27 protein-coding genes are annotated in these 26622 nt (G+C 28.9%); 23 read left to right on the forward strand and 4 right to left on the reverse strand.

Annotation, left to right across the window (positions count from 1 at the left end; all coding sequences use genetic code 11):
• Positions 1-105 precede the first annotated feature (105 nt).
• The 4 genes from BUA86_RS01885 to BUA86_RS01900 all read left to right on the forward strand — a co-directional run bounded on the left by BUA86_RS01885 (position 106) and on the right by BUA86_RS01900 (position 4511).
• A complete protein-coding gene (locus BUA86_RS01885; protein WP_072929815.1) occupies positions 106-456 on the forward strand; it encodes a tRNA-binding protein in 351 nt (116 codons plus the stop codon).
• Between the two features lie 234 nt (positions 457-690).
• Positions 691-2586, forward strand: coding sequence for a molecular chaperone DnaK (gene dnaK / locus BUA86_RS01890; RefSeq protein ID WP_072929337.1), 1896 nt, complete (start codon positions 691-693; stop codon positions 2584-2586).
• Between the two features lie 221 nt (positions 2587-2807).
• Complete coding sequence (locus BUA86_RS01895; RefSeq protein ID WP_072929338.1) at positions 2808-3551, forward strand: SDR family oxidoreductase; 744 nt, start codon at positions 2808-2810, stop codon at positions 3549-3551.
• Between the two features lie 45 nt (positions 3552-3596).
• On the forward strand, positions 3597-4511 hold the full coding sequence (locus BUA86_RS01900; RefSeq protein WP_072929340.1) for a helix-turn-helix domain-containing protein: 915 nt from the start codon (positions 3597-3599) through the stop codon (positions 4509-4511).
• Positions 4512-4543: 32 nt separating this feature from the next.
• Here BUA86_RS01900 and BUA86_RS01905 read toward each other — a convergent pair whose 3' ends face one another.
• Entirely contained in the window at positions 4544-5518 is a 975-nt protein-coding gene (locus BUA86_RS01905; RefSeq protein WP_072929817.1) for an endo alpha-1,4 polygalactosaminidase, read from the reverse strand.
• Between the two features lie 133 nt (positions 5519-5651).
• Positions 5652-6584: a hypothetical protein gene (locus BUA86_RS01910; RefSeq protein ID WP_072929342.1), complete on the reverse strand. Its 933-nt coding sequence runs from the start codon at positions 6582-6584 to the stop codon at positions 5652-5654.
• Positions 6585-6966: 382 nt separating this feature from the next.
• On the opposite strand from BUA86_RS01910, the gene BUA86_RS16100 reads away from it, so the two are divergent.
• From BUA86_RS16100 to BUA86_RS01955, 10 genes are all read left to right on the forward strand, one after another.
• On the forward strand, positions 6967-7140 hold the full coding sequence (locus BUA86_RS16100; RefSeq protein WP_178300387.1) for a hypothetical protein: 174 nt from the start codon (positions 6967-6969) through the stop codon (positions 7138-7140).
• 194 nt (positions 7141-7334) lie between these two features.
• Complete coding sequence (locus BUA86_RS01915; RefSeq protein WP_072929344.1) at positions 7335-8975, forward strand: tetratricopeptide repeat-containing sensor histidine kinase; 1641 nt, start codon at positions 7335-7337, stop codon at positions 8973-8975.
• 6 nt (positions 8976-8981) lie between these two features.
• The gene (locus tag BUA86_RS01920; RefSeq protein ID WP_072929346.1) at positions 8982-9644 is read left to right on the forward strand and encodes a response regulator; all 663 of its coding nucleotides are present in this window, start codon (positions 8982-8984) and stop codon (positions 9642-9644) included.
• A gap of 152 nt (positions 9645-9796) precedes the next feature.
• Positions 9797-10864: a DUF6263 family protein gene (locus BUA86_RS01925; RefSeq protein WP_229731894.1), complete on the forward strand. Its 1068-nt coding sequence runs from the start codon at positions 9797-9799 to the stop codon at positions 10862-10864.
• Position 10865: 1 nt separating this feature from the next.
• On the forward strand, positions 10866-11126 hold the full coding sequence (locus BUA86_RS01930; protein ID WP_072929348.1) for a hypothetical protein: 261 nt from the start codon (positions 10866-10868) through the stop codon (positions 11124-11126).
• Entirely contained in the window at positions 11116-13752 is a 2637-nt protein-coding gene (locus BUA86_RS01935; RefSeq protein WP_072929350.1) for a YfhO family protein, read from the forward strand. The genes BUA86_RS01930 and BUA86_RS01935 overlap by 11 nt, the downstream gene beginning before the upstream one ends.
• A gap of 13 nt (positions 13753-13765) precedes the next feature.
• Complete coding sequence (locus BUA86_RS01940; RefSeq protein WP_072929351.1) at positions 13766-15052, forward strand: glycosyltransferase family protein; 1287 nt, start codon at positions 13766-13768, stop codon at positions 15050-15052.
• Positions 15053-15147: 95 nt separating this feature from the next.
• A complete protein-coding gene (locus BUA86_RS01945; protein ID WP_072929353.1) occupies positions 15148-16617 on the forward strand; it encodes an FRG domain-containing protein in 1470 nt (489 codons plus the stop codon).
• Positions 16618-16936: 319 nt separating this feature from the next.
• Entirely contained in the window at positions 16937-17638 is a 702-nt protein-coding gene (locus BUA86_RS01950; protein WP_229731903.1) for a hypothetical protein, read from the forward strand.
• Between the two features lie 118 nt (positions 17639-17756).
• Positions 17757-18503: a CPBP family intramembrane glutamic endopeptidase gene (locus tag BUA86_RS01955; protein WP_072929357.1), complete on the forward strand. Its 747-nt coding sequence runs from the start codon at positions 17757-17759 to the stop codon at positions 18501-18503.
• Between the two features lie 24 nt (positions 18504-18527).
• On the opposite strand, the gene BUA86_RS01960 is transcribed toward BUA86_RS01955, so the two are convergent.
• Positions 18528-18884: a winged helix-turn-helix transcriptional regulator gene (locus BUA86_RS01960; RefSeq protein WP_072929360.1), complete on the reverse strand. Its 357-nt coding sequence runs from the start codon at positions 18882-18884 to the stop codon at positions 18528-18530.
• Between the two features lie 108 nt (positions 18885-18992).
• On the opposite strand from BUA86_RS01960, the gene BUA86_RS01965 reads away from it, so the two are divergent.
• From BUA86_RS01965 to BUA86_RS02005, 9 genes are all read left to right on the forward strand, one after another.
• Positions 18993-19739, forward strand: coding sequence for an SDR family NAD(P)-dependent oxidoreductase (locus BUA86_RS01965; RefSeq protein ID WP_072929362.1), 747 nt, complete (start codon positions 18993-18995; stop codon positions 19737-19739).
• 147 nt (positions 19740-19886) lie between these two features.
• Complete coding sequence (locus BUA86_RS01970) at positions 19887-20753, forward strand: hypothetical protein (RefSeq protein ID WP_229731904.1); 867 nt, start codon at positions 19887-19889, stop codon at positions 20751-20753.
• 160 nt (positions 20754-20913) lie between these two features.
• Entirely contained in the window at positions 20914-21351 is a 438-nt protein-coding gene (locus tag BUA86_RS01975; RefSeq protein ID WP_072929364.1) for a VOC family protein, read from the forward strand.
• Between the two features lie 130 nt (positions 21352-21481).
• Positions 21482-22183 (forward strand): SIMPL domain-containing protein, encoded by a 702-nt coding sequence (locus BUA86_RS01980; protein ID WP_072929366.1) that lies wholly within the window; start codon positions 21482-21484, stop codon positions 22181-22183.
• Between the two features lie 48 nt (positions 22184-22231).
• On the forward strand, positions 22232-22801 hold the full coding sequence (locus BUA86_RS01985) for a DUF1990 family protein (RefSeq protein WP_221405183.1): 570 nt from the start codon (positions 22232-22234) through the stop codon (positions 22799-22801).
• A gap of 63 nt (positions 22802-22864) precedes the next feature.
• Positions 22865-23677, forward strand: coding sequence for a hypothetical protein (locus BUA86_RS01990; protein ID WP_072929368.1), 813 nt, complete (start codon positions 22865-22867; stop codon positions 23675-23677).
• On the forward strand, positions 23667-23963 hold the full coding sequence (locus BUA86_RS01995; protein ID WP_143147218.1) for a hypothetical protein: 297 nt from the start codon (positions 23667-23669) through the stop codon (positions 23961-23963). Before BUA86_RS01990 ends, BUA86_RS01995 begins: the two co-directional genes overlap by 11 nt.
• A gap of 56 nt (positions 23964-24019) precedes the next feature.
• On the forward strand, positions 24020-24595 hold the full coding sequence (locus BUA86_RS02000) for a DUF1572 family protein (RefSeq protein WP_072929372.1): 576 nt from the start codon (positions 24020-24022) through the stop codon (positions 24593-24595).
• A gap of 1 nt (position 24596) precedes the next feature.
• Positions 24597-25097: a GNAT family N-acetyltransferase gene (locus BUA86_RS02005; RefSeq protein ID WP_072929373.1), complete on the forward strand. Its 501-nt coding sequence runs from the start codon at positions 24597-24599 to the stop codon at positions 25095-25097.
• A gap of 10 nt (positions 25098-25107) precedes the next feature.
• On the opposite strand, the gene BUA86_RS02010 is transcribed toward BUA86_RS02005, so the two are convergent.
• Positions 25108-26589 (reverse strand): tetratricopeptide repeat protein, encoded by a 1482-nt coding sequence (locus tag BUA86_RS02010; RefSeq protein ID WP_083580270.1) that lies wholly within the window; start codon positions 26587-26589, stop codon positions 25108-25110.
• Positions 26590-26622: the final 33 nt, after the last annotated feature.

Raw genomic sequence — 26622 nt, forward strand, 5'->3', positions numbered from 1 at the left:
ATAAGTTATTACAATAAGATGTCATTGCCATTAAAGAGTAAATACTTAATAAAAAAGACTAATTTAGAAGAATTGTTGCAAGAAATTTATAATAAAGAAGATAAGATGAAAGAAGAGACAACTGAAACAATAACATGGCAAGATTTTGAAAAAGTTGATATAAGAGTAGGGACAATAATTTCTGTAGAAGATTTTCCTAAAGCAAGAAATCCCTCTTATATTTTAGAGATAGACTTTGGAGAATTAGGAGTAAAGAAAAGTTCTGCTCAAATCACTTCGCTTTATACAAAAGAACAGCTTATTGATAAACAAATTATAGCGGTTGTTAATTTCCCAAAAAAACAAATTGCAACTTTAATGAGTGAGTGTCTAGTAATGGGAGTTTATGGAAATCAAAAAGATGTGATTTTACTTCATCCTGAAAGGAAAGTAGAAAATGGAAGTAAAATAGGTTAATCCGTTCTTAAATTCATTATCTATCAATCTGACATACAAATCATAGAAAACTGACGATTATATACTATAAAATATTATTTTTTATAATAAATATGACAACATGACATTGAATAATAAACTCATGACATTATTTTTATGTTGGCACAAAGATTGTCTATTTGTTGATGCATCATTTATATGAGCAAACTAAGACATCATAGAAAGTATAATTAAGTATATAAAAAAACAAACAATATGAGCAAAATAATCGGAATTGATTTAGGGACAACAAACTCTTGTGTTTCTGTAATGGAAGGAAGCGAGCCAGTAGTTATTCCTAATGCAGAAGGAAAAAGAACAACACCATCTATCGTAGCATTCGTAGAAGGTGGAGAAATAAAAGTTGGTGATTCAGCAAAACGTCAAGCAGTAACAAACCCAAAGAAAACGATTTATTCTATTAAACGTTTCATGGGAACTAAATTTAATAACGATGCAGATGAAATTGGACGTGTTCCTTATACAGTAGTAAAAGGAAATAATGATACACCTGCGGTTGATATTGATGGACGTAACTATACGCCACAAGAAATTTCAGCAATGACTTTACAAAAAATGAAGAAAACTGCTGAAGATTATTTAGGACAAGAAGTAACTAGAGCCGTAATTACAGTTCCTGCTTACTTTAACGATGCACAACGTCAAGCAACAAAAGAAGCTGGAGAAATTGCAGGTCTTAAAGTAGAACGTATTATTAATGAGCCAACAGCTGCTGCATTAGCTTACGGATTAGATAAAGCAAACTCTGACAGAAAAATCGCAGTTTACGATTTAGGAGGAGGTACATTTGATATCTCTATCTTAGAATTAGGAGACGGAGTTTTCGAAGTATTATCAACAAACGGAGATACACATTTAGGAGGTGATGATTTTGATGATGCAATCATCAATTGGTTAGCTTCAGAATTTCAAGCAAGAGAAGGAGTAGATTTAAAGAAAGACGCAATGGCTTTACAACGTTTACGTGAAGCTGCTGAGAAAGCTAAAATCGAATTATCTTCTTCTGCACAAACAGAAATTAATTTACCATACGTTACAGCAAACGAATCAGGACCAAAACACTTAGTAGAAACTTTAACTCGTTCTAAATTTGATCAGCTAACAGAATCTTTAGTAAAACGTTCTATGGATCCTTGTCAAAAAGCATTAAGCGATGCAGGTTTATCTATTTCTGATATTGATGAGGTAATCTTAGTTGGTGGTTCTACTCGTATCCCAAAAATACAAGAAGAAGTAGAAAAATTCTTTGGTAAAAAACCATCAAAAGGAGTTAATCCAGATGAGGTTGTTGCAGTTGGTGCAGCTATCCAAGGAGGAGTTTTAACTGGAGATGTTAAAGATGTATTATTATTAGATGTTACACCTTTATCTTTAGGTATCGAAACTTTAGGAGGAGTATTTACTAAATTAATTGAAGCAAATACAACAATTCCTACTAAAAAATCTGAGGTTTTCTCTACAGCAGTAGATAATCAACCAGCAGTAACATTAAGAATTGGTCAAGGAGAGCGTCCTTTATTTAATGATAATAAAGAAATTGGTCGTTTCGACTTAGTTGATATCCCACCAGCACAACGTGGAGTTCCACAAATCGAAGTAACATTTGATATTGATGCGAATGGTATCTTAAGTGTTTCTGCAAAAGATAAAGGAACAGGAAAAGAGCAGTCTATTAAAATTGAGGCTTCTTCTGGATTATCAGATGCTGATATTGAAAGAATGAAAAAAGAAGCACAAGAAAATGCTGCAAAAGATGAAGAAGCAAAACAAAAAATTGAAAAAGTAAATGCTGCAGATTCTTTAATTTTCCAAACAGAAAAACAATTAACAGAATACGGAGATAAAATTCCAGCTGATAAAAAGCAGCCAATAGAAGAAGCTTTAGCAGAAGTTAAAACAGCACATGCTGCACAAGATATTACTGCGATAGATGCTTCTATGGAGAAATTAAATACAGCTTGGAATGCTGCTTCTCAAGAAATCTATGCTGCAATGAACGAAGGTCAAGAAGGTGGAGCGCAAGCTCAACCAAATGCAGACCAAGGTCAAGCAGATGGAGTAGAAGATGTAGACTTCGAAGAAGTAAAATAAGACTCAGCGAGTCAAACAATAAATTAAATCCTCAAGCTTTTAGCTTGAGGATTTTTTATGCAGTAAAATGAAACTAATTATTACTTGTCTATATCTTTTAGATAAGATGTTTGTTATTATTTTAAGATTCCACGATTCTACTACAATATTTCATGATATGGCTAAATATGCGCAAATAAATTCAAAGACCTTTACCATTATAATTTTTAATATAAATCATTATGGAAAATATCAAAGGAAAAGTTGTCGCTATTACAGGAGCAAGTAGTGGTATTGGAGAAGGAATTGCACGTCATTTGGCAAATTTGGGTGCTAAAGTAGTATTAGGAGCAAGACGTGAAGAGAAGTTGAAGCAAATTAGTGATGAAATTATTATTGCAGGTGGTGAAGTTGAATACTTTAAAATAGATGTTACCGTTCCTAAAGAAGTAAAAGCATTTACTGATTTTGCAGTTTCAAAATTTGGACAATTAGATGTAATTGTAAATAATGCAGGTTTAATGCCTTTATCTATGATTAACAGTTACAAAATAGATGAATGGCATCATATGATTGACGTAAATATAAAAGGTGTTTTGCATGGTATTGCTGCAGCTTTACCTATTTTTGAATCAAAAGACAGTGGGCAGTTTATTAATATTACTTCAGTGGGAGACCGCTGGGTAGGACCAACGTCTACTGTTTACAGTGCAACAAAATTTGCTGTTAGAGCTATTTCTGACGGTCTTCGTCAAGAAGTAAGTCGCAATATTCGTGTAACTTTAGTGGCGCCTGGAGCTACAGAATCAGAATTGCCAAACACTATTTCTGATCCTGAATTAAAAGAAATGGCAATTGATCTTTTTAGAAAGGATCTGCTTCCTGCATCTGCTATTGCCAAAGCTGTTGCGTTTGCTATAGCACAACCATCAGATGTAGATGTTAATGAAATCGTTGTTCGACCAACAGCACAGAAAAATTTGTAAGAAATTGAACCAACAATAGAGAATACAAAATAATATAGAATTACAATGGAAAAAACTTTTCGTTTTCATTCGCTAACTGAATTTCATACATTTTGTGGATTGCCTAAACCAGAGCATCCATTAATTAGTCTTATTGATTACAGTAAGGTTAATTATCCAATTAATGACAAAGAACTTAAGTGGATACAACAGTTTTATTCTATTGGTTTAAAAAGAAATGTTTCTGAACGATTTAATTATGGCCAACAGAAGTATGATTTTGATTCTGGGGTACTTACTTTTGTGTCGCCCGATCAATTTCTTAAAGTAGAGATTAATCCAGATGTTAAGACTCAAGCTAGCGGATGGCTCCTGCTTATTCACCCAGATTTTCTCTGGAATACTGATTTATCGGAGACAATATCTAAATACGATTTCTTTCAGTATGCTGTAAATGAAGCTCTATTTCTTTCAGACAAAGAGGAGGCTATTATCGAGGAAATTCTTCAAAGCATAGAAAAAGAATACCAGAGTAATATAGATAAATTTAGTCAAGGACTTATAATTAAACAATTAGAGCGATTGTTAATTTATGCAGAGCGTTTCTATGAGAGACAATTTATTACTCGCGCAAAACCCAATCACGAATTTGTTTCTCGTTTTGAGTCTTTATTGACAGCACAATTTACAACAGAAAAATTATTGGAAAATGGTGTTCCTACTGTTACATCACTTGCAGAAAGTATGAATATTTCGCCCAATTATTTAGCAAGTTTATTGCGGATTTATACAAAACAAAATACGCAACAGCATATTCAAAATAAAATAATTCAATATGCAAAATTGCGATTAAGTACAACAAATCTATCGGTTAGTGAAATAGCGTATGAACTAGATTTCGAACATATACAGTCTTTTAGTAAATTATTTAAAAATAAAACCAGTAAGACACCATTAGAATTTAGACAGTCATTTAATTAAACATGATGCCTTTGAAAATCTATGTTTGTAGTTTATTCGTAGTATTCAAAGGTATCAATAATATCTAGATATACTCCATCGAAACCAGCATTAATAACTTTTTGTGTATATGAATTGCTGTTCCCGAAAATAATATTCTGCCAATCTTTATTCCAGTATTTTACTTTGTAATTTCCCTTCCATGCTGGATTTTCTGCATCAAGCCATTCTGGTTTGTTTGAATTCCAGTTGCTTTGCCAATAGTAACGGTAATTTTCTGCTTCACCAATCGACATGTAGGAAATAACCAATCTTTTACCACCATTGGCTTTATTTCGTAGCTGGTTTATTTCATTAGTTGTAAAGCTACTTCCATCGGTAAAGTATAAATCCATAATAAGAAGATCATAATTGGTAGCAGTGACAGCATTGATGAATGAACTTTTAGTATTAAAGTTTGAAGGATTTATAAGGTATAGAAAGTTTTTGACCTCTGAAAGTTTTTTAATGTCAGCTGAATTTTCATTATGAATAGGAGAGGGAAAGATAGGAATGGAATTAAGTTCTCTTTTATCTGCTGCAAAAGAAATATAACCAGCATTTTTATTCTGGTTGTATGATGAACTTACTTTTGTAGGTGTTGAACAGTAATCAATTGCTAGAATTGTCTTTCCATTATTTTTTGACTTATTAAGTAAATTCCTCAGATATTCATTGTCGGAAGAAGGTGTTGCTTCATCATCATTATTGTAACCAAAAAATAAGTCTTCCTGTCCATTTCCGTCGATTGAATTAAGATAAGCATTGTCATTTTGCCCTGAAGCATCACCATTTGAGGAAACCAGTTCAATGCCATTTTGTGGAATGATGATAAACTGTGAGTTTTGTGATTTTGAATATTGACTTATTCCAATAACGAATTCACGCATTTTCTGTTTGTATTCCGTTTCATTATTTTGGTTATCATCATCTGTATTACAAGATAATATCAAAAGAAATAATGATAACAAAAGGATTCTGATTTTCATAGGTATATTCATTTATTCAAGTAACGGAATGCGAAATGAATTATTATCAATCAATTTTTGTTAAAAAAAATAGACAGCACTTAAAGTGTTGTCTAATTATTATTTGTTCTATTTTTTATGCAGTAAAAGGAAACTAATTATTAATATATTTTTCTATGATATGTTTAGAAACGGGTTTTAATGTTTTTCCATTTTCTGGATGAATACCATAGTTGGTGAAAAATTCTACATGATTATTAGATTTATCATACCACACTTTTCCAAGTGCATTATTAACTGTTAAAGTATCTATTTTATTTATTTTTCGGAAAGATCTTAATAATTCTTCATCTATTGCAATTAAAGGATTAACGCTTATATCTTCATTACACAAAACAGCTACATAATGATCCAATTTCCAATACATACACTCTTTTTTTGAAACTTTTTTTTGATTCACTTTTTGTACGATATGATTTACTTCCTTTTCTATAACAGTTACAATAGAATTTGATTTAGGAGCAGCAGTTGTTTGATTAGGTTTTGAAGCTTCTTCTATAGGTTGTTGAGCAATTACTTGTTGTTTTTCTTTTGCAACATTATCTTTTTGACTAACAAAAATTCCTCCTGCTACAAGAATACCCATTAAACCAAAACTATTTTTGTTCTTAGAAATAAATTCTGGAATGTTGAAAACTGGAGCATTCGTAATATTTACTACAACTTTAGACGATTTGTCGGATAAATTATCATGTTGCTCTTCAGATTCAGAAATAGCAACATTTATAGAACCAAATTTTTTAACAAAAGGTTCTTTCTTATAATTATTGCAAAAATCATTAAAATTTTTATATCCACTATATAAACTCATATTATCTAGTGTGATATCATCAATCGTATAATCTAAATTATCTTCCACTAATTTTTTATAATAGCGAACGAATGTTCTTCCGTCTTTCGAAAATCCATACTCCTCTTCGAAAAGAGTACTCAGATAAAAAGCAATAGAAGTTTTGCTGCTATTTGGAAGCTCATTTTTAGCTTTTTCAAATACAACTTCCACTAATTTTTTCTTCTTGTCAATCATTTTAGTAACAGTAAAATAAACCTGCGTCCAAATTAGACAATATACGGATAATAATTTTACGGTTTTCCATAAAAATTCATCAGATGGCTGTCCATTTTCTGTCCTTCGTTTGTCTAGGAAAAGGACCCTAACTGGTTGTTAATTTGTAACAGAAATAAAGGTGAAAACTTTTACTGATCAGAAGGTAAGAAACCTAATTTCAATAATTAAGATACAAAAAACAGTTTGTTTAAACTGGCCTTGGGAAGCGGTTTTCCACTCTCTGTTTTGCGTATCAATACTTCCCAAAATTTAAGAAGCGCTTCTTAGTTCGTCGTGCCCAATGCTTAAGACCTGTGTCTTGAGCAAGCGCGAGAATTATTAAATCTTAAATTTTAAAATAATGTTACAATTTTTATTAATGCTATTAGGTTTAGCATTCCCAAGTAATCATAATATCGCAACAACATCTAATGATAACTCACCAATTAGTGTTCAATCAACAGAAACTGAGAGTGACGGAGATTCAGGAGATGATACAGGAGGTGAAAAAGGACAAGTACCTCCAAAGAAATAATTAAAAGAGGCTGAAAATAATTCAGCCTCTTTTTGCTTTATAAATTACTATATAGTAAAAAATAGCATCCATTAATTTGCAAATTATCACAAATAGATAGTAAAGCTATTTAGAATGATAAATCGTTCCAATCCCTACCTAAAATATATAATTAATTTATAACCTTAATAGATAGTTTTCATTAAATTAGCGCTGTGAGATATTTTTATTTTTGTGTTATATTACTCGTTTTATTTTCTTGTTCAGGAAATGAAAAACAACAGAATCTTCTAGGAACTGGAGATGAATTTTATGATAAAGGAGAAGCTTTATATGGTAAGAATAATGATAGTGCATACTATTATTTTAATCAAGCCTTTGATGAGTATCAAAAAAATAATGATAGTATAAAATCATCTAATGCTTTGATTTATCAATCCTTTATTCAAAATGAAGAAGGAGATTATTATGGAAGTATAGAAACTAATATACGAGCTTTAGAACTTCTCGGAAAAAGTAAAAATAATCTTTTATCAATTTATAATTCTATTGCAATCGCAAAAGGTAATTTAAAAGATTATAAAGAGTCTGTAAATTGGTATGAAAAAGCTTTATTAAATATTGAAGATAATAAAGATAGAGCATCTATAGAGAATAATATAGCAGTTGATTTATCTAAAGAAAAAAAATACGATAGGGCAATTAATATTTTAGAAAATCTGATTAAAGAACAAGGACAGTCTGATAAAATATTAAAGGCTAGGGTTATGGATAATTTAGCATTTAATAAATTTTTAAAAGACTCAACATATAATGCTTTACCAGAACTTTATGATGCATTAAAAATTAGAGAAGACGAGAAAGATTTCTGGGGACAGAATGCAAGTTACGCTCATTTATCAGATTATTTTTATAAAAAAGATAAAGCAAAGTCTCTTTTATATGCACAAAAAATGTTAGCAATAGCAAAAGAGCTAGAGAGTCCAGATGACCAATTAGAAGCGCTTCAGAAATTAATTCTTCTAGAATCTTCTGAAAGCTCTAGAGGACATTTTATCAACTATCAACAACTAGATTACAATCTTCAAACAGCAAGGTCTAAAGCTAAAAATCAGTTTGCATTAATTCGTTTCGAAACTGAAAAAGAACGTGCAGAGAATGTTAAAAAGCAAAACCATATATTAAAGCAATATATAGTTATTGGACTACTTACTTTTTTTGTAATAGGAGGTCTATTTTGGTATAGAAAAAGAAAGAAAAGACTACAACAAGAAAAAGAACTTGAAGTAAAGAATACACAAATTAAATACTCAAAAAAAGTACACGATGTTGTAGCAAATGGTTTGTATCATACTATGATGCAAATTCAGAATAATTCTGCATTTGGAAAAGAACAAATGTTGAATAATATTGAAAAACTATACGAAGAGTCTAGAGATATTGCGCGTGACGATTTAAATGAAATTTATGAGAAAGATTTTTCGGTACGATTAGCTGAGATGTTGAATTCATACTCTAATGAAACGAATAAAGTATTTATTGTAGGAAATAGCCCAGAAAAATGGGAGACGATTACAAATAATGTTCAAACAGAAATTTTATATACATTAAGAGAATGTATGATAAATATGATGAAACATAGTAAGGCTAAATTAGTCAGTGTTAAGTTTGAAAAATCAGAAGATTTCCTAATGATAAAGTATACAGACAATGGAGTTGGAATTGATGATGTACAAAAAAAGTCAACTTCTGGAATTCGAAATATGGAAAACCGTATTGTAACAATTGGAGGAAAAATTACTTTTGAGAAAAATCCAGCCAATGGATTAATTATTCAAATCACAATTCCAACATAGAAAAAAATGTTTAAAAAAGTCCTTATCGCAGAAGATCACGAAATAAGAAATCTAGGTGTTATTAACACATTAGAAGAATTGAAAGTAGCCAAATTTGAGTTTGTTAGTTATTGTGATTCCGCATTACAAAAAATAAAAAAAGCAATTGAAGAAAATAATCCATACGATCTTTTGATTACGGATTTGGTTTTTGATAAAGATTTTGTTGAACAAAAAATAACTTCTGGTCAGCAATTGGTTGCAGAAACAAAAACAATTCAACCAGAATTAAAAGTTATTGCATTTTCTATCGAAAAAAAGGTTCAAGTAATAGATGAGCTTTTTAATCAATCTAAAATTAACGGTTATGTTAGTAAAGGAAGAAATGATGCAAAAGAACTTAAAAATACAATAAAGAAAGTATTCGCAGGAGAAACTGTTATTCCTCAAGATATTTTAAATTCTCTAAGAAATAATTCGTTTGAAGTAACAGACTATGATATTAGATTACTTGATTTATTAGCAAAAGGCTGGAAACAACACGAAATTATGGACAATTTTAAAGACGAAGGTTTACATCCTAATAGTCGAAGTGCCATAGAAAAACGTTTAAATGATTTAAGAGAATCCTTAAATGCAAAGAATAATATAGAAATGATTGTTATTTGTAAAGACATGGGAATAATTTAAAATTCTTCATATAAAACTAAATCGTCTCAAAGTTGAGGCGATTTTTTATTTGTTTCAAATTCAATCTATTCAAGATAGATGTTAAAAAATAAACTAAATTCCTTATTTTTGGATTGATTTTGGTATTTATCCAACGATCAAAATAATAAAATATGAAAAAAATAGTATTCATGATGGCAATCGCCATGGCTGTCACATCATGTAAAAAAGACGATAAAGTTGTAGGAAAAGATAAAGATGGAAACGAATTAATCGTAAACGAAAAAGGAGATACAATTCCTCAGACTGAAACGAATAATGAAGTAAAAACAGATTCTATAACTAAACCAGAAGTTGTTGCAGTTACAAAAGGAGCTGATGAAAAATATTCTTATCAATATAATTTAGAGATTGGAAAAACATATCCAATGAATTTATCTATTAAGAATACACAATCGGCTAGTGATGGAAAACAGTCTCAGAAGATGACGAGTGAAAGTAAAAAACAAATAGATTATACTGTAAAAGATTTTAAAGATGGTGTATATACATTAGAAGTAAAATCTAAACAATACAGTGAAAAAATGACAGACCCAACAGGGAAATCTATTTCATACGATACAAGCTCTGCAAAACCTGCGAATAAAGATATTGCTGTTTCTTGGTCAATTTATAAAGCAATGACAGGGAAAACTTACACAATGAAAATTGATCAAAAAGGAAAAGTTGTAAGTGTAGATGGATTAGATGTTATAAAAAAATCTATCTTAAACTCTGTAAAAAGTCAAGTAAATGCTGAAGAATTTAAGTTGTTTACTCAAATTATAGATAATTCTTTAAACAAAGAAGCTATTTCTTCTCAATTCGAAGAAACAATGAATGTTTTTCCTAATAAAACATTAGCTTTAAAAGAATCATGGAGTGATAGTCAAAAAATAGATAAAGGTCCAATGAAAGGGAATATTTCTATGAAAAGAACCTTGTCAAATGTAGAGGATCAACATACAACAATTACAGTTGCAGGTTCTCAAAGTTTAAAAGGGAATGAATCTCAGGAAGGAGTAAAAATGTCTGCGAATAGCAATGCAAATGTAGATGGTAAAATTTTGATTGATACTAAATCTGGATGGATCAACAAAGTTAACTTAACAAAAAAGGAAACATTAAAAAGAACAGTAGAAGCGCAAGGTCAATCACAAACAATGACAGAAACGGCAACTACTGTTACAACAGTAAACTAAAATGAAAACAATACTTTGGATTCTTGTTTTGGGTATAATTTTCTTAACAATATTTCGTTTTTTAAGAAAAGTATTTGCGATTAAGAAAGTCTTTAAAGATGCTCTTAATCAACAACAAAACGCTTATAATCAAAGCCAAAATAATAATGATTCTCAACAAAGAGAATCTCAATCTAACCAATCGTTCGATAAGCCAAAATTTAATATCGATGCGGAAACAGTTGATTACGAAATAATCGAGGAAAAAAAGGATGAAAAATAAACAAAACCTACTCTACGTTCTTATTTCATTACTACTTTTTGTAGTAATAGCGTTGGTTTATTGTGCACCAGTTTTATCTGGTAAGGCTGTTATACAGCCAGATATTATCAATTACAAAGGTAGTGCGCAAGAAATGTTAACTTACCAAGATAAGACAAACGAAAATGTTTATTGGTCTGATGCTATGTTTGGAGGAATGCCAACGTATCAAACTGGAGCAAAATATAATTTTGATGTTATAAAATCTATTGATGGTATTTTTAGATTTTTGCCTCGTCCAGCTGATTACATTTTCTTGTTATTCACAGGATTTTTTATTCTAGGAATTACGGTGTTCAAAAAATGGAAATATGCATTGGTTGGAGCAATTTTCTTTGCTTTTGGTTCGTATTATTTCGAATTAATAGCAGCAGGACACAATGGTAAATTACACACAATAGGTTATTTTGCACCGCTTATAGCAGGTATTCTTTTATTATACCGCAAGAAATATATAGCAGGTTTTGTACTTACTACTTTATTTATGGGCTTGCAATTACAAGCGAATCACATTCAGATGACATTTTATCTGTTTTTAGCAATGTTGGTTTTTGCAATTGTTCAATTTATAGATAGTTTAAAAAAGAAAGAATTACCAGATTTTCTTAAATCATCCGCTTTAACCATAGCAGCAGTTTTAATTGCTGTCGGATTAAATGCAAATCGATTATTATCTACATACGAATACAGTAAAGAAACAACAAGAGGAAAGTCGGAAATGACTTTGTTGAAAAAGAATTCGAATGGTTTAGATCATGACTATATAACACAATGGAGTTATGGAAAGTTAGAAACATTAAATCTATTTATTCCAAACTTAATGGGAGGTGGTTCACAAACGAATCCAGATGATTTAAAAAATTATACTTCAGAGTTACAAAATACTCAATATAGTTTGGGAGAAGATGAGTTCAACCAACAAGTTTTTCAAGCAGTAGCAAGTCAATCAAAAAGTGCTTATTGGGGAGATCAACCAGGAACTTCTGGTCCAGCTTATCAAGGAGCTGTTGTCGTATTTTTGTTTATTATTGGAGCTTTTATGGTTAGAGGTCAATACTCTACCTATAAAAAATGGTTGGTAGGTGCTACTATTTTAAGCTTTGTTTTAGCTTGGGGTAAAAACTTACCATTTATTACAAATCTATTTATAGATTATTTCCCTATGTATGATAAATTCCGAGCGGTTTCATCTATTTTGGTGATTGCGGAATTTACAATGCCATTTTTAGCAATCTTAACATTGTATTATTTCTTTAATTCTGATGAAACAGAAGAATTTAAAAAGAAAGTACTTTATATTGCTGGAGGAAGTACTGTAGGATTATTAATTTTATTTTACTTATTTGGAGGAATGTTATTCCCATTTGCTTCTGGAGACGAAAAATTAATGACAGAACAATTAATAGGGCAGATACAACAAGCTAATCCCAATGCTGTTGGCTTATGGGACGGATTAATGAAGCGTTTAGATGAAGCATTAATCTTAGACAGAATAGATATGTTTAAAGCAGATACATTAAGAACATTAATTTTTGTCTTATTAACATTAGCTTTATTATTAGCGTATCAGTTCAAGTTTATTAAAAAACCAGCAATTGTTGTTTTAGCAATAGGAGCGTTGGCTTTAATAGATGGATATACAGTAAATAAAAGATATTTAAACGAAGATAATTTTGTGTCTAGTTACATTGTAGATAATCCTTTCCCGACAGAATTATCTACACGTTTAGAAACGGAAGCAACGAACAATAATAATGTAGCACAGATTGCTTACAAAGTTCCGATGAACAAGTTATTGTCAGAAATTTCTAAACAAGATCAGTCACATTTCCGAGTTTATAATACAGCAGTAAGTACATTTAATGAAGCTGGAACATCTTATTTTGTTCCATCTGTAGGTGGTTACCATGCAGCTAAATTAGGAAAATACCAAGATGTTGTAGATGTTTACTTTTTACAAGATGAACGTTTAAAACAGTACGGAATAAAAGATGAAAAAGGATTGATTAATGTATTAAATATGTTGAATACAAAATACATTATTCATGGAAATCCTACAGAACCAAAAGTTCAACAGAATCCAACAGCGTTGGGTAGTGCTTGGTTAGCATCTAACATAAAATGGACAGAAAATGCAAACGATGAAATTCTAGCTATAAATTCTATTGATGTAAATAATACGGTTATTTTACGAAAAGATTTAGTTTCTAATTCAAATTTAAAATCTGTTGCAGATTCTACAGCTAAAATTAATTTAGTGGAGTATTCTCCAATGAAAATGACATACAAGTCTTCTTCAAAATCAGATCAGATAGCTGTTTTCTCTGAGGTGTATTATCCTCATGGATGGACTGCAACTGTAGATGGAAAAGAAGTTCCAGTAGAAAAAGCAAATTATGTTTTACGTGCTGTTCCTGTTTCTAAAGGAAATCATACAATTGTATTAGAATTTAAACCACAAGTTATTTCTACAGGAAATACAATTGTTATTATCTCAAATATTATTTTATTACTTGTTGTAGCAGGAGGAGTATATTTAGGATACAAAAAATGTAAAGAAGAAAAGGATTTAACATTAGCTGAATAAGCTAAATAATTAAATGAAAAAAATATTAATTATCACCTATTATTGGCCTCCTGCGGGAGGTCCTGGTGTTCAGAGATGGTTAAAGTTTACAAAATATCTTCCAGAATTTGGATATGAAACGTTTGTTTATACGCCAGAAAATCCATCTTATCCTATTCTTGATGAAACATTAGCAAAAGATATAAATCCTGAGGTAAAAATCGTCAAAAATAAAATATGGGAACCTTATCAGCTTGCTGAAAAGTTAAATCCAAAAAACAAAGCTTACAAAGGTGGTCATTTCGAGAAGAAAGAAAATCAATCTTTCATGTCAAGACTTTCCGTTTTTGTTCGTGGGAATTTCTTTATACCAGATGCCCGTAAATTTTGGGTAAATCCTTCTGTAAATTATTTAAAAGATTTTCTTCAAAAAGAAAATATAGATACTATTGTTACATCTGGTCCTCCACACAGTTTACATTTAATAGGTTTAAAACTTAAGGAACAATTACCAACTGTAAAATGGTTAGCAGATTTTCGTGATCCTTGGACACAAATTAGCTATCATAAAGAATTAAAATTAACTTCTTGGGCTGCAAAAAAACATGAAAATTTAGAACGTGATGTCATGCAAAAAGCCGATGTTGTTCTAGCAACAAGCTATGCAGACGGAGAAAATTTTAAGAAAATTGGAGCAAAACGAGTTGAGGTTATTACAAATGGTTTTGAGCAAGTAAAACAAAAAGTAGAAAAAGATCAAAGCAATTTTAATATCACCTATTCGGGTGGATTAGAAATGTTGAGAAATCCTATTGCTTTGTGGAAAGCTTTAGCAGAAATCTTACAAGAAAATAATTCGTTTAGAGAAGATCTTAAACTTAATTTCTATGGATCATTGGCAGATGATGTGAAACAGACAATTATAGAAGCAGGTTTAAATACAAATTTGGTTGTACATGGCTATGTTTCTCATCAAGAATCATTAGATGCGATTAATAAGGCAAATATACTAGTCTTAACTAATTTTGATAATGAAGCATCAAAAGGAATTATTCCTGGAAAATTGTTTGAGTATATGGCAACAGAAAATCCTATTCTAGCTATTGGACCAGAAGATGCAGATGTAGAAAAAATTCTATCTAAAACAAAAGCTGGTGATTACTTTTCTCATCAAGATGTTACTCAAATAAAATTGTTTATATTATGTATCTATAAACAATGGTTAGCAAATCCGAATCAGAAATTTGAAACGAACGAAATAGAGCTACAACAATTCAATCGTAAAAACTTAACAAAGAAGCTAGTTGAGATTATTGGTTAGTGGTATGTCTTAAGATTCTAAGTTATAAGTTTTAACTAAGAAGTTTGAATTATAATTAATAATAAAAGAAGAGAAAAGTTAGGTATAATTTAAAAATGGGAGAAGTACATAAAGTAAAGAGTTTAGAAGAAGCTATTAATCTAGCTCAAAAATTTAAAAAAAGTGGAAAGTATAATCTTTTTAGAGGTCAAGCTCAAAACTGGAATGTTATCCCATCTGGCGCTAGGCTAAATGAAAAACAATTTAAAGAAGGACTTGAAAAATTAAAAAGACTTTATGAATTTTTTGAAACTTCAGAAAATCTAATAAAATATCAATCAGATATAGATTGGTTTTTTGCAGTTGCTCAACATTATGGACTACCAACTAATTATATTGATTTTACAACAGATTTAGAAGTTGCTGCATTTTTTGCAACAAATTCTAAATCAAATGAAGTAGGAAAGGAGAGTGTCATTATCTGCTTAAACGAATCTGATTTTACAAGATTTATAGATTTTACTAAATCTTTATATGTTAAAGATAAAGTAATACCGCCATATCTTTGTAAGATTGATGTTCACAATCTCTGGAGACTTCAAGCACAACAAGGTCTATTTTTATTTACACCATATTCTAATATTGAATCTTATTACGATTTCGATAGAATAATATTTCCTTTTGAAAAACCCTATAAAAAAATACATAAAAATGACATATATCCATTACACAAAAGTGAATTAGAAATTCATTTAGATTATTACTTTAATAATGAAGAAAGTTTAATTGGTAAAAAGCGGTTTGAAAATTTTATCAAAGAGACTAATATTCCAGTTCACACTTTCCCAGCAACTAAAGTTGAAAAATTTCTTAGAATTAATAAAATTCACAAAAGTTGGCAATCAGAAAATTTTTCAAAATGGAGTTTCTCTTTTACAGAAAATTGGGAATCATTAGGAAATCAGTATTTAATTACTCTTAAATTGCCAACTAAAAGTAAATCTTATGAAGAGTTCTCTAAATCAACATTAGAAGAATTTGAAAAAAATGATCAATTCATAAAAAGAAACCAAAAATTAATATTCACAATAAATCTAAATGGAAATGACAAATCTTTAAACAAGTTATCAAAAAGAATTGAGATGAGTTGTACAAGAATTTGGGATGGAACAAGAAATCTACCATTTACAAATTTTGAAATCTATAAAATAATCAATGACTATGTTTTTTTTGAGTATTATGAATTTGTTTTTAAAGAAGTTTTTTCTTTCAATAATGAAGAGTTAATTGTACTTGAGTTAACCAATAAATATAATAGTATAACCAGATGCTACGCAAGAAAAAGTAAAATAGAAGAAACATTTAGAGATGATATTGAGTATATTTTAATTGAAAACTATTATAAAAACATTACATCATTAGTCTTGTTAGATGTAAATATTCCTCAACTTATTTTTGACTTTGAAAAACTTTTGACCTTATTTAAAGAAGAAATGATTGCTTATCAAGTTGTTTATAATAGTGAAAAATTGAATCCAGTTATATTTTATTCACCAACTGAATTAAACATACTTGGTTATTCATAAAAACTCTATATAACATGTGCTTTGCAAAATGTATGATTTAATACAAAAATTAAAGTTTAAGAATAAATATTGCAAAAATCATTAATTGAAGCTTTTTCGATCTTCACCAATAACAGCAAGACTCGAAATTTTAGCAGAAATATTTTGTTGGTTATGCGTTATATATCAACACATCTAGAAAAAAATGAGTAGGAAAGATTGGACTGATGATAAATTACTATTTCGACTTATAAATAATAAGACGGAGAAAACCCGTTGGGACAATATACAAGTTTTAAGAGATAGGGTAAGTCAAGAACTATTTTCAAAAAGTGTTGAATTGACCAAATCTGATAATCCTAAAATTAGAAAAATAGGTATTGATATTTTAGCTCAATTAGGAGAAACGCCAAGACCATTTTTGAATGATACTTTAAAAGTCTACTTTGACTTACTAGATGTTGAAACCAATCCAGATGTTTTAATGTCATTGCTTTATTCCGTTGGACACAATAATGATAACCTTAGTAAAAAGCAAATAGATAAAGTCTGCTCATTTATAAGCAACGAAAATGATTGGGTAAAAGAAGGTTTAGTTTTCGCGTTGCTTGGTATAGATAACACAAATGCAATAAAAACCTTAATAAAACTTTCGTCTGACAAACTGAGCCATGTGAGAGATTGGGCTACTTTTGGACTTGGATCCCAAATCGAAAGAAATAACAAGTACATTCGTGAAGCTTTATGGGAAAGAGTCAATGATAAGCATCAAGAAACTAAACTTGAAGCTATTATGGGGTTAGCAAAACGAAATGATAAACGTGTGAATAAAATTATAAGAGATGAACTTATTAATCAAGAGCACGGGATTTTACTATTAGAAGCAGTTATTGAAACACAGAATAAAGAATTTCTTCCTTTATTGAGAAATAATTTAAATACAATTATTGATGACAATTCTATAGATTTTCGATGGAAGAAAGACTTACAGAATTGTATTGACGAATTAACTAAATTGACTTCAGTTATAGAAACTCGTTGATCTATTACTAAAATCTAAAATTATACTATTCAGATAAATAAAAGTTAAAAAAGTATACAATATTTTGTATATATTAGTTATACGATAGTTTTAGCTAAACTCTGTATAGAAATAAAAAATGGAAAATGAATTAAGATCCTTTTGGAGAAAATTTTTTGATTTTAACTGGAAATTTGGATTATTCTTAATCTTAATAATTTGTATTCCAAGATTCATGATCGTTCTCATAGCAAATGAAACTGCAAATTATAGTTATGTTGGCTTTATTATGATTATTTCTGCAATTGCACCTTTTTTATTTCTGAATAAATATGGTCAAAAGAAAATCGGAATAACAAAACCAAAAAGTTATTCTTGGTTAATTTGGAGTTTCTTAATAGGGTTAGCTTTTAGTTTTCTGCTTTATCTTTTGGGAGATTTACTTTATAAAAGCACTTTTGAGAATTGGTATGTTTATATAGGAAAATCATACAATATTCCTACAGAAATAAAAGCAAATGATAAACGTATAATGTTTATTATAATGGCTATAACAGGCATGATATTTAGTCCTATTGGAGAAGAGTTATTTTTCAGAGGAATTGTTCATTCAAGTTTTGCAAAATCGTTGGGAAATGTCAAAGCATCAATTATTGATAGCTTAGCTTTCTCATTAATTCATATCTCTCATTTTGGTTTAGTGTTTATAAATAATGATTGGAAATTATTAACAATTCCAACGTTTATATGGTGCTTGAGTATGTTTTTAGTTAGTATTCTTTTCTATTTTAGCCGGAAAAAATCAGGTTCAATTTTGGGCTCAATTATTTGTCATTCGGCTTTTAATCTTGGAATGATTTATTGTATATTTTACTTATTGAACTAAGCCCATATTTCTTAAGTCTTAAAATTACCCTTCTATAATCTTTTTTCGATGAGCAATTCCCCATTCAGTCAAATTATTAATAATAGTTTTTAATGTTAAACCATGTTCTGTAAGTTGATAATGAACTGTTACAGGTTGTGTGTCTAATACAGTTCGTGTTATTAACTTATTTATTTCAAGTTCTTTTAATTCTTTACTCAACATTCTGTTAGAAATACCTTCCACATCATTCAATATTTCTGAGAATCTTCTTTGATTATAAAAACAGATAGAAGAGATAATAGCTATTTTCCATTTACCATTCAGAACGTCCATAGAATCCTGAACAGCTCTCATTTCTTTCTTATGTTCTTGTTTAAAATCTGTAATTTGACACGTCATAATGTTACTTTGTTACTCCTATGTTACTGTTATCTTTAAGTACAAAGTTACTAAAAATAACTTGGTGTAGTTACCTTTGATTCATTAACAAATACAAATTTTTAAAAAATGGATTTTATAAATAAAAATGTAGTTATTACAGGAGGTAGTACAGGAATAGGATTTGCAACTGCACAAGCATTTATTAACGAAGGTGCAAATGTTTGGATAACGAGTAGAAGTGCAGAAAATCTGCAACAAGCAGAAACAAAAATTAATAGTCCAAAATTAACGACAGTTGTTTCAGATACTTCAAATTTAGAAGGAATTTCTATTCTAGAAAAAGTAGTCACAGAAAGTGGAAACAAAATAGACGTCCTTTTCTTAAATGCAGGAATTGCAGTTTTTTCACCAATTGAACATGCGACAGAAGAAGATTTTGATGCACAATTTAATACCAATGTAAAAGGTTATTATTTTACATTACAAAAAATGATACCTCATTTAGTAGAGGGAGCATCAGTAGTATTTACTTCTTCTACTGTTGCAACAGCTTCTCAAATGTATGCAAGTGTATATTCAGCAACAAAAGGAGCGGTGAATAAAATAGCTCACATCGCTGCAAACGAATTAGCGGATAGAAAAATTAGAGTAAATATTGTAAGTCCTGGACCAATAAAGACAGAAGGTTTTGAAAAAGTAGTTACAGATGATGAAGTTAAAAAACAATTTGCTGCAACTACAGCTGTACAAAGATTAGGAAACCCAGATGAAATTGCTAAAACTGTATTATTCTTAAGTTCAGATAAAGCAAGTTTTATAACAGGAGCAGAATTAATGGTAGATGGAGGTTATATTGGATATGCCTTGAAATAGATTTATCAATAAAATTTAATATGAAGAGTCACAGATAACTAAAAATTGTTTGTGACTTTTTCTTTTTAAGAAACTTTGAATTAAATTCGTTCAATCTAACAGTATTTATTGTTTACAGTAATACGCTACTAATTCGTAAAATTAAAAATGAAAGTACTATTCTCAATTATTACACTTTTTTTAAGTTTAAATTTTTGTATAGCTCAAAAACTTCTTAATTCTTGGAGTCAACAGAATATTGAAAATTATACAAAAGAAATGTATGATGAAGCACAAAAACTTTCACCATCTGAACTTTTAGAGAAAAATCTAAATGATCAGTATTGGAGTGAAGTATTTTTAACTTTGAACGCTTCTGTTAATAACTATTCTAAAGATGTAAATTATCTACAATCGTTAACTGAACAATTAACAAATAAGACAGAGACAAAATTAAAAGGAACAAGTAGGTTAATAATTTGGGATAGGATTTCAAATGGAGATATAATTTTTGAAGGAAAAGGTTTGATTATTGATAATGATTTGTTTACAGTTGCAGGTAGAGCAAATCAAATTTTACAAAACTTAACGAGTAAAAACTTTGGTAATGTATCTATAAATTCAACTGAAAAAGAACTTGAAATACTTAAAATTAACTGGAAAGATTATCTAAAAGGAAAATCCGTAAATGGGTATGAACAAGAGGAAAATAAAAATGCAAAAATTCCTGAAATTAGTAATTTGGCAGCTATAAAAGCATTAATAATTTCTTTACAAGATAATTTGAGCAAAGAACAAATAACTAAAAATTGTTTGAAAAAAGTTTATAATTTAGAAGAAATGCCAAAAGATAAAGGTTCATCAGCAACTTACTGTAATCCTGATACGTATACTAATGCATATATAAATATATTATTTGGAAATAAAAACAATGATGATTTGAAAGATGCAAAATGGTGGTTGGTGTTTTGGAATAAAAATCAAAATAATTTAGTTTGGAATTCTGAAAAAGAAATCTACGAAGTTAAAAAATAACTACTCCTAATATTTTTTACTAAAAGATTTACTCACATTTGTAGCTTAATATAGATTATTTACTATTGTTTTTTTCTTAAATTTACTAAAAGACTCACAGTTATATAATATTTATTTGTAGAGTTTTAGAGGTAATTATAAATTTAAATAGAAAGAAATTATGGCATTAATTAACCCTCATATTAACTTCAATGGAAATGCTGAAGAAGCATTCAACTTCTATAAATCTGTATTTGGTGGAGAATTCGCAAATATTGTACGTTTCAAAGATTTAAGGAGTGATGATTTTCATGTCGCTGAACATGAAGAAAATAAAATTATGCACATTGCTTTACCTATTGGAAAAAATGTTTTGATGGCAAATGATGTTCCCGAATTTATGGGAAGAACAAATGAAAACGAGAACAGATCTAAAATATCAATCAGCGTAGAAAGTAAAGAGGAAGCAGATAAACTATTCAACGGGCTTTCTGCTGGAGGAAAAATAGAGGTGCCAATTTCAGAAAGTCCTTGGGGTTCTTATTTCGGAATGTTTAGAGATAAATATGGAATTGAATGGATGGTGGATTTTGATTCAAACTACAAAGGAGAGATTTAATTTAAGATGAAAAATAGCTGCTTTTTTTAATTAGTAGAAAAAGTAAATAATAGGAGTATGAGAATTCTTTTTAACTACAATTAATTAACTTTATAGCTAAAATAAACTCAATATTATTACAATTTAATTTATGAAAAATACACTACTCTTAATTTTATTTCTTTTAGCTGTTAATAAAACTTTCGCTCAAAAAAATTATATCGATCAACCTTTTGTTGAAACAAGTGCTAAAGTCGATACACTTGTAATACCAGATAGAATTTACTTAACAATTATTATTTCTGAAAAAGACACTAAAGGAAAAACTTCTGTAGAAGAATTAGAAAGTAAAATGGTAAATAAATTAAATTCCATAGGAATCAATTTATCAAAACAATTATCATTAAATGATTTATCAAGCAATTTCAAAAAATATTTTTTAAAACAACAAGAAGTTTTAAAAGCAAAATCATATTCATTATTAGTTTATGATGCTAAAACTGCAGTAAAGGTGATTGTTGAATTAGAAAATGAAAATATATCTAATGTTAACCTCGAAAAAACAGAGTATTCTAAAATAGAAGAGTTAAAGTTAGAATTAAAATCTCAAGCTATTTTAAAAGCAAAATTAAATGCAATATCTATGACCAAACCATTAGAGCAAAAGATAGGAAGAGCACTTTTTATATCCGACTTAGATAATGATTACAATGGTCTTTCTGGTCAAGTCTCTGGAATAAGAGTTAGAGGGTATAGTAGTAAAGTAAAAGCAAGTAGCTATGAATCTATTGATATTGAATTTCAGAAAATAAAGGTTGAGATGGAAGTGAATGCAAAATTTTTAATTGAATAATTCATTCAATATATATGTAAAAAAAAATCTCCAAAATTATTATTGGAAATGAATATATATTTTAAAAATCAGTTTAATAATTTAATGGTTCACCTCGAAAAACTAAAACAGAAAGGTGTCATGAGTTATAATAGAAATAAGTTGATTGAAAAGATATCTGAGATTGATATTTACACTGAAAAACCTTTTGATGAATTAAATTTAGACTTTCTTTTTAATTATAAAATTTTTCCTGATAATATACTAATTTCTAAAAATGAATGGAATGTAGAGAATAGAGAAATGAGAATTGGAGATACTATTGTTCAACAAGCATTTTTTCCTCCAATAAAAAATTTCTCTCAGAAGATTATTTTCGGAGTTAGGATTAATGAAATACTAAATAAAGAGAATAAAAAAGGATTCAGTTACGAAACAATTGAAGGTCATGCTGAAAAAGGAATCTCAATATTTACTGTCGAAAATGAGGCAGGTAAAATAAAATTTAAAATTCATACATTTTCCGAACCAGGTAATTTTTTAAGTAAAATTGTAGGTTCGTTAATTACTATTCCTTATCAGAAATATTGTACAAAAAAGGCTTTGGAATCTGTAAAGGAGCAAATAGAAAAACAGTGAAATTTTACACAATAAGTTAATTACAGATTTACTATTTTTAATTTTTTGTTAAATTAATATTCTATGAAACAACTACATATACTTATATTATTTCTGGTATCAACTATTAGCTTTTCACAAGAAAAGAAAACTGAGATTTTTATAATAGGAAATATACACGACAGTGTCGCTAACTATAATCCTAAAATTTTACTCACAATTCTTGAGAATATAAAACCAGATATTATACTTCATGAAGTAGATAGTGAGGGTATGAGAGAGTATGAAACTGATGCAAATTTTAAAGGAAATGAAATAAGAGCTAGTAATTTATATCTTAAAAAAAATTCAAAAACTTTAAGATTTCCGTTTGATTTTGAAGGAAGGAATAAGTATAGAAGAGATAGAGGAATGGTTCCTACAGATAATTTAACTATTAAGTTAATTGATAGTTTATACAATGCTAAAAAGCTTACCAAAGAACAAATAAAAATATACGAAACATTTAATAATATTACAGGAGATTTAATGAAAATTGCTGAATCATCTCCTGAGAATTTCAATAATAAAAAAACTGATAGTATTGCAGAACTAAGACAGAATTTTCAATACCAACAGTTGTTAAAAATAACAAATGAAAGACCTGAATTTTCAAAAAATTATATAGTGAAACCTAATAAAGAAAATATAAGCTATAAAGATGGTTTTAAATTAATGTCAGACTTTTGGGATTTAAGAAATAAAACAATGGCAAAAAATATCTATGATATTTCAGAAAAATATCCAAACAAAAAGATTGTTGTTTTAACTGGTTTTCTGCATCGCTATTATTTAATAAAAGAATTGAGAAAATTAAATAATGGTAGTTACACAATTAAAGAATTTTATGAGCCATAATAATTTTAGAACTACAATTACACCATTTTTTATTATTCTTGGAATTTTGATTATTTTACTTTTAATATTTTCAGTTTACTATCTTTTTATTGATAATAATGGAGGAAATGCTTTAGATGGAACAATTGCTGCATTTGGATTCATAATTTTTCTTTTTATTTTGGGATTTGAACAATTTATTTTGATGAGCATAAGGGTGAATAAAAATGTAATTTGGGTAGTGGAATCATTAATTCTTATTACTGCAGTAATCTACATTTGTTTAAATGGGATATCTATTGGATAAATGAATAATTGCTATCAATTTTTTATTAAAATATAATATTAAAAAATACTTTTATTATGAATTTAGGATATTTAGAAAGTGTAATAAAACAATTTGAGTATTATAAATTACTTGGAGAAAAAACGTTTAGTCAGTTAGATGATGAAGACTTATTTTGGAAATATAACGAAGACTCTAATAGTATTAGTGTAATTGTAAATCATCTATCTGGAAATATGCTTTCGAGATGGTCTGATTTTCTTAATTCTGATGGAGAAAAAGTTTGGAGAAAAAGAGATGAAGAGTTTGAGAATAATATTAAAACTAGAGAAGTTCTAATGCAAAAATGGAATCAAGGTTGGAATTGCCTTTTAGAAACTCTATATTCTTTAAAAGAATCTGATTTAACTAAAATTATCTACATTAGAAATGAAGGTCATACAGTTATTGAAGCTATAAACAGACAATTAGCACATTATCCTTATCACATAGGTCAAATTGTTTTTATTGGAAAAATGATTACTAATAATAATTGGAAATCATTGTCAATTCCAAAAGGGAATTCTCAAAAATACAATGACGAAAAATTTTCCAAAGAGAAAAAGAAAAGACATTTTACCGATGACTTTTTAAAAAACAATAAAGAATCATAAAATGAAACAACCACCTTACGATGTATTTCCAGAAATTATATCTAATGAAATAATTTTGAGAGAAATACAGATAGAAGATGTGAAAGATATTGTTGAAATATCGTTTTACGATTCAAGACCAGCTTCAACAGTTGAAGATGCAATAACAATGCAAGAAAAAATAAATTTGGATTATCTAAACGGTTCATCTATCCATTGGGGAATTGTAGATAAACAGACAAATAGTATTGTAGGAACATTAGGTTATTATAGAGGCTTAGATAAAGGAGTAGGGGAACTTGGTTGTGTGTTAAAGAGCAACTTTCGCGGAAAAGGGTTTATGACATTAGCAATGACACTTGCTATTGAATTTGGTATTAAAAATATTGGATTAAAAGAAATAATAGCAATTACAACTACACAAAATCACAGTGCTGTAAAACTTCTTGAAAGATTAAATTTTGTAAAAACAAGAAAGCTCGAAGAAGATGAAATTGAATATAAATATGTGAATATTGCTTAATTTTTTCTTTTCAAGAAACAATGTAATGTAAATATTCTTCCACTGTTTGGTATCCACTTATTTGTAATTTTTTCTTCAATCTCATTTTACAAACCCTAACACTTTGTGGAGAAATTCCTAAAGTATTAGCCATATCATTTCCATTCAATTTTAGTCGCATTAAAACTAATATACGTACTTCTGCTTCGGTTACACTAATATCACTTTGTGTTATTTTACTAAAAAAATCAGGGTATATCGCTGCAAAACGCTTTTTGAATCTATCCCAACCATCGTCAGTAAAAATCTTCTCTTCTAATAAATCATCAATATTATACTCTGGGTTTGTAACCTTTTTATCAGGTTCTTGTAATTGATGAATAATATTATTTTTATTCGTAAGATCTATAATGTATGTTTTAAGTTCTTCTTCTTTTACATGAATAAGCTGCTTAGAATTTTCTAAATCTATTTCTAATTGCTTTTTTCTAAACTTTATAATAGAAAGGTAACGATAAACAAAAAATGCAGAAATAAGTAATACTGCTAGTACAGAAACGGCCGTTAACATAAAACGACTATTGGCTATTTTTTTCTCGTTTTGTAGATTTTTGATGCGAAGATTTTTAACCTCAATTCCCAAATTTGCTTGATACTGAGACAAAAGATTGCTTTGATTAGCATCCATAATATCTTTTTCTACATCATAATGCTTCTTAAAATAATACAGTGCAGAATCTTGTACATTAAAAAGATCATAATTGTTAGAAAGTTCACGAAGCCCTTCACTTATTCTAACCTTACTTTTTACTTTATAACTAAGGTTTAAACATTTGTGTCCTGCTTCTATCGCTTCTTTTTTATTACCTTGTTTAGCATATACATAGCTTAAATTTTGATAAGCAGTAGCCATTCCTTCGGTATAGTTTATTTTTTTACATTCTTCTAAAGACAATAAATAGAATTTTAAAGCAGCATTATAATTCTTCGAATACCTATAAATCTGACCTTGATTATTGTAAGCAATAGCTAAATCTTTTGGTTCGTTAATTTCTTTAAAAAGCTGAATAGCCACGTTATTATAATTGAATGCAGTTTTAAAATTTCGTTGCTCTTTAAGTATCAATGCACGATTTGTGTAAGTAAGACCTAAAAGTCTTTTCATGTCATTTTTTTCAGCCAGTATAGCGGCTTCAGTATAACATTCCATTGCGGCAGTGTTATTTTCAAGGCGCCATTGTACCAAACCTAAATTATTTAAAAGTGTGGCCATTTCTGTTTCGTTGTCAGATGCTTTTACCTTTTTATAAGCTTGTGTAAAGTAGTTAAGCGCTTCTTGATAGTTTCCTGTGCGCCAATGTTCATTTCCTAAATCTCTAAGTGTGGAGAAAGATTCTTTAGTAGATGAGTTATTTTTTTCTACATGATTTTGTTGTTTCTCAACACAAGATGAGACAAGGAGAAAAGAATAAAGTATGATTAATAATTTTGAAAGGTTTACATTGAACATCATACTCAAATTTAAATTTTTATCCTACATAAACAA

The organism is Chishuiella changwenlii (genome assembly GCF_900142565.1).
In the GTDB taxonomy this organism is placed as follows: Bacteria; Bacteroidota; Bacteroidia; order Flavobacteriales; family Weeksellaceae; genus Empedobacter; species Empedobacter changwenlii.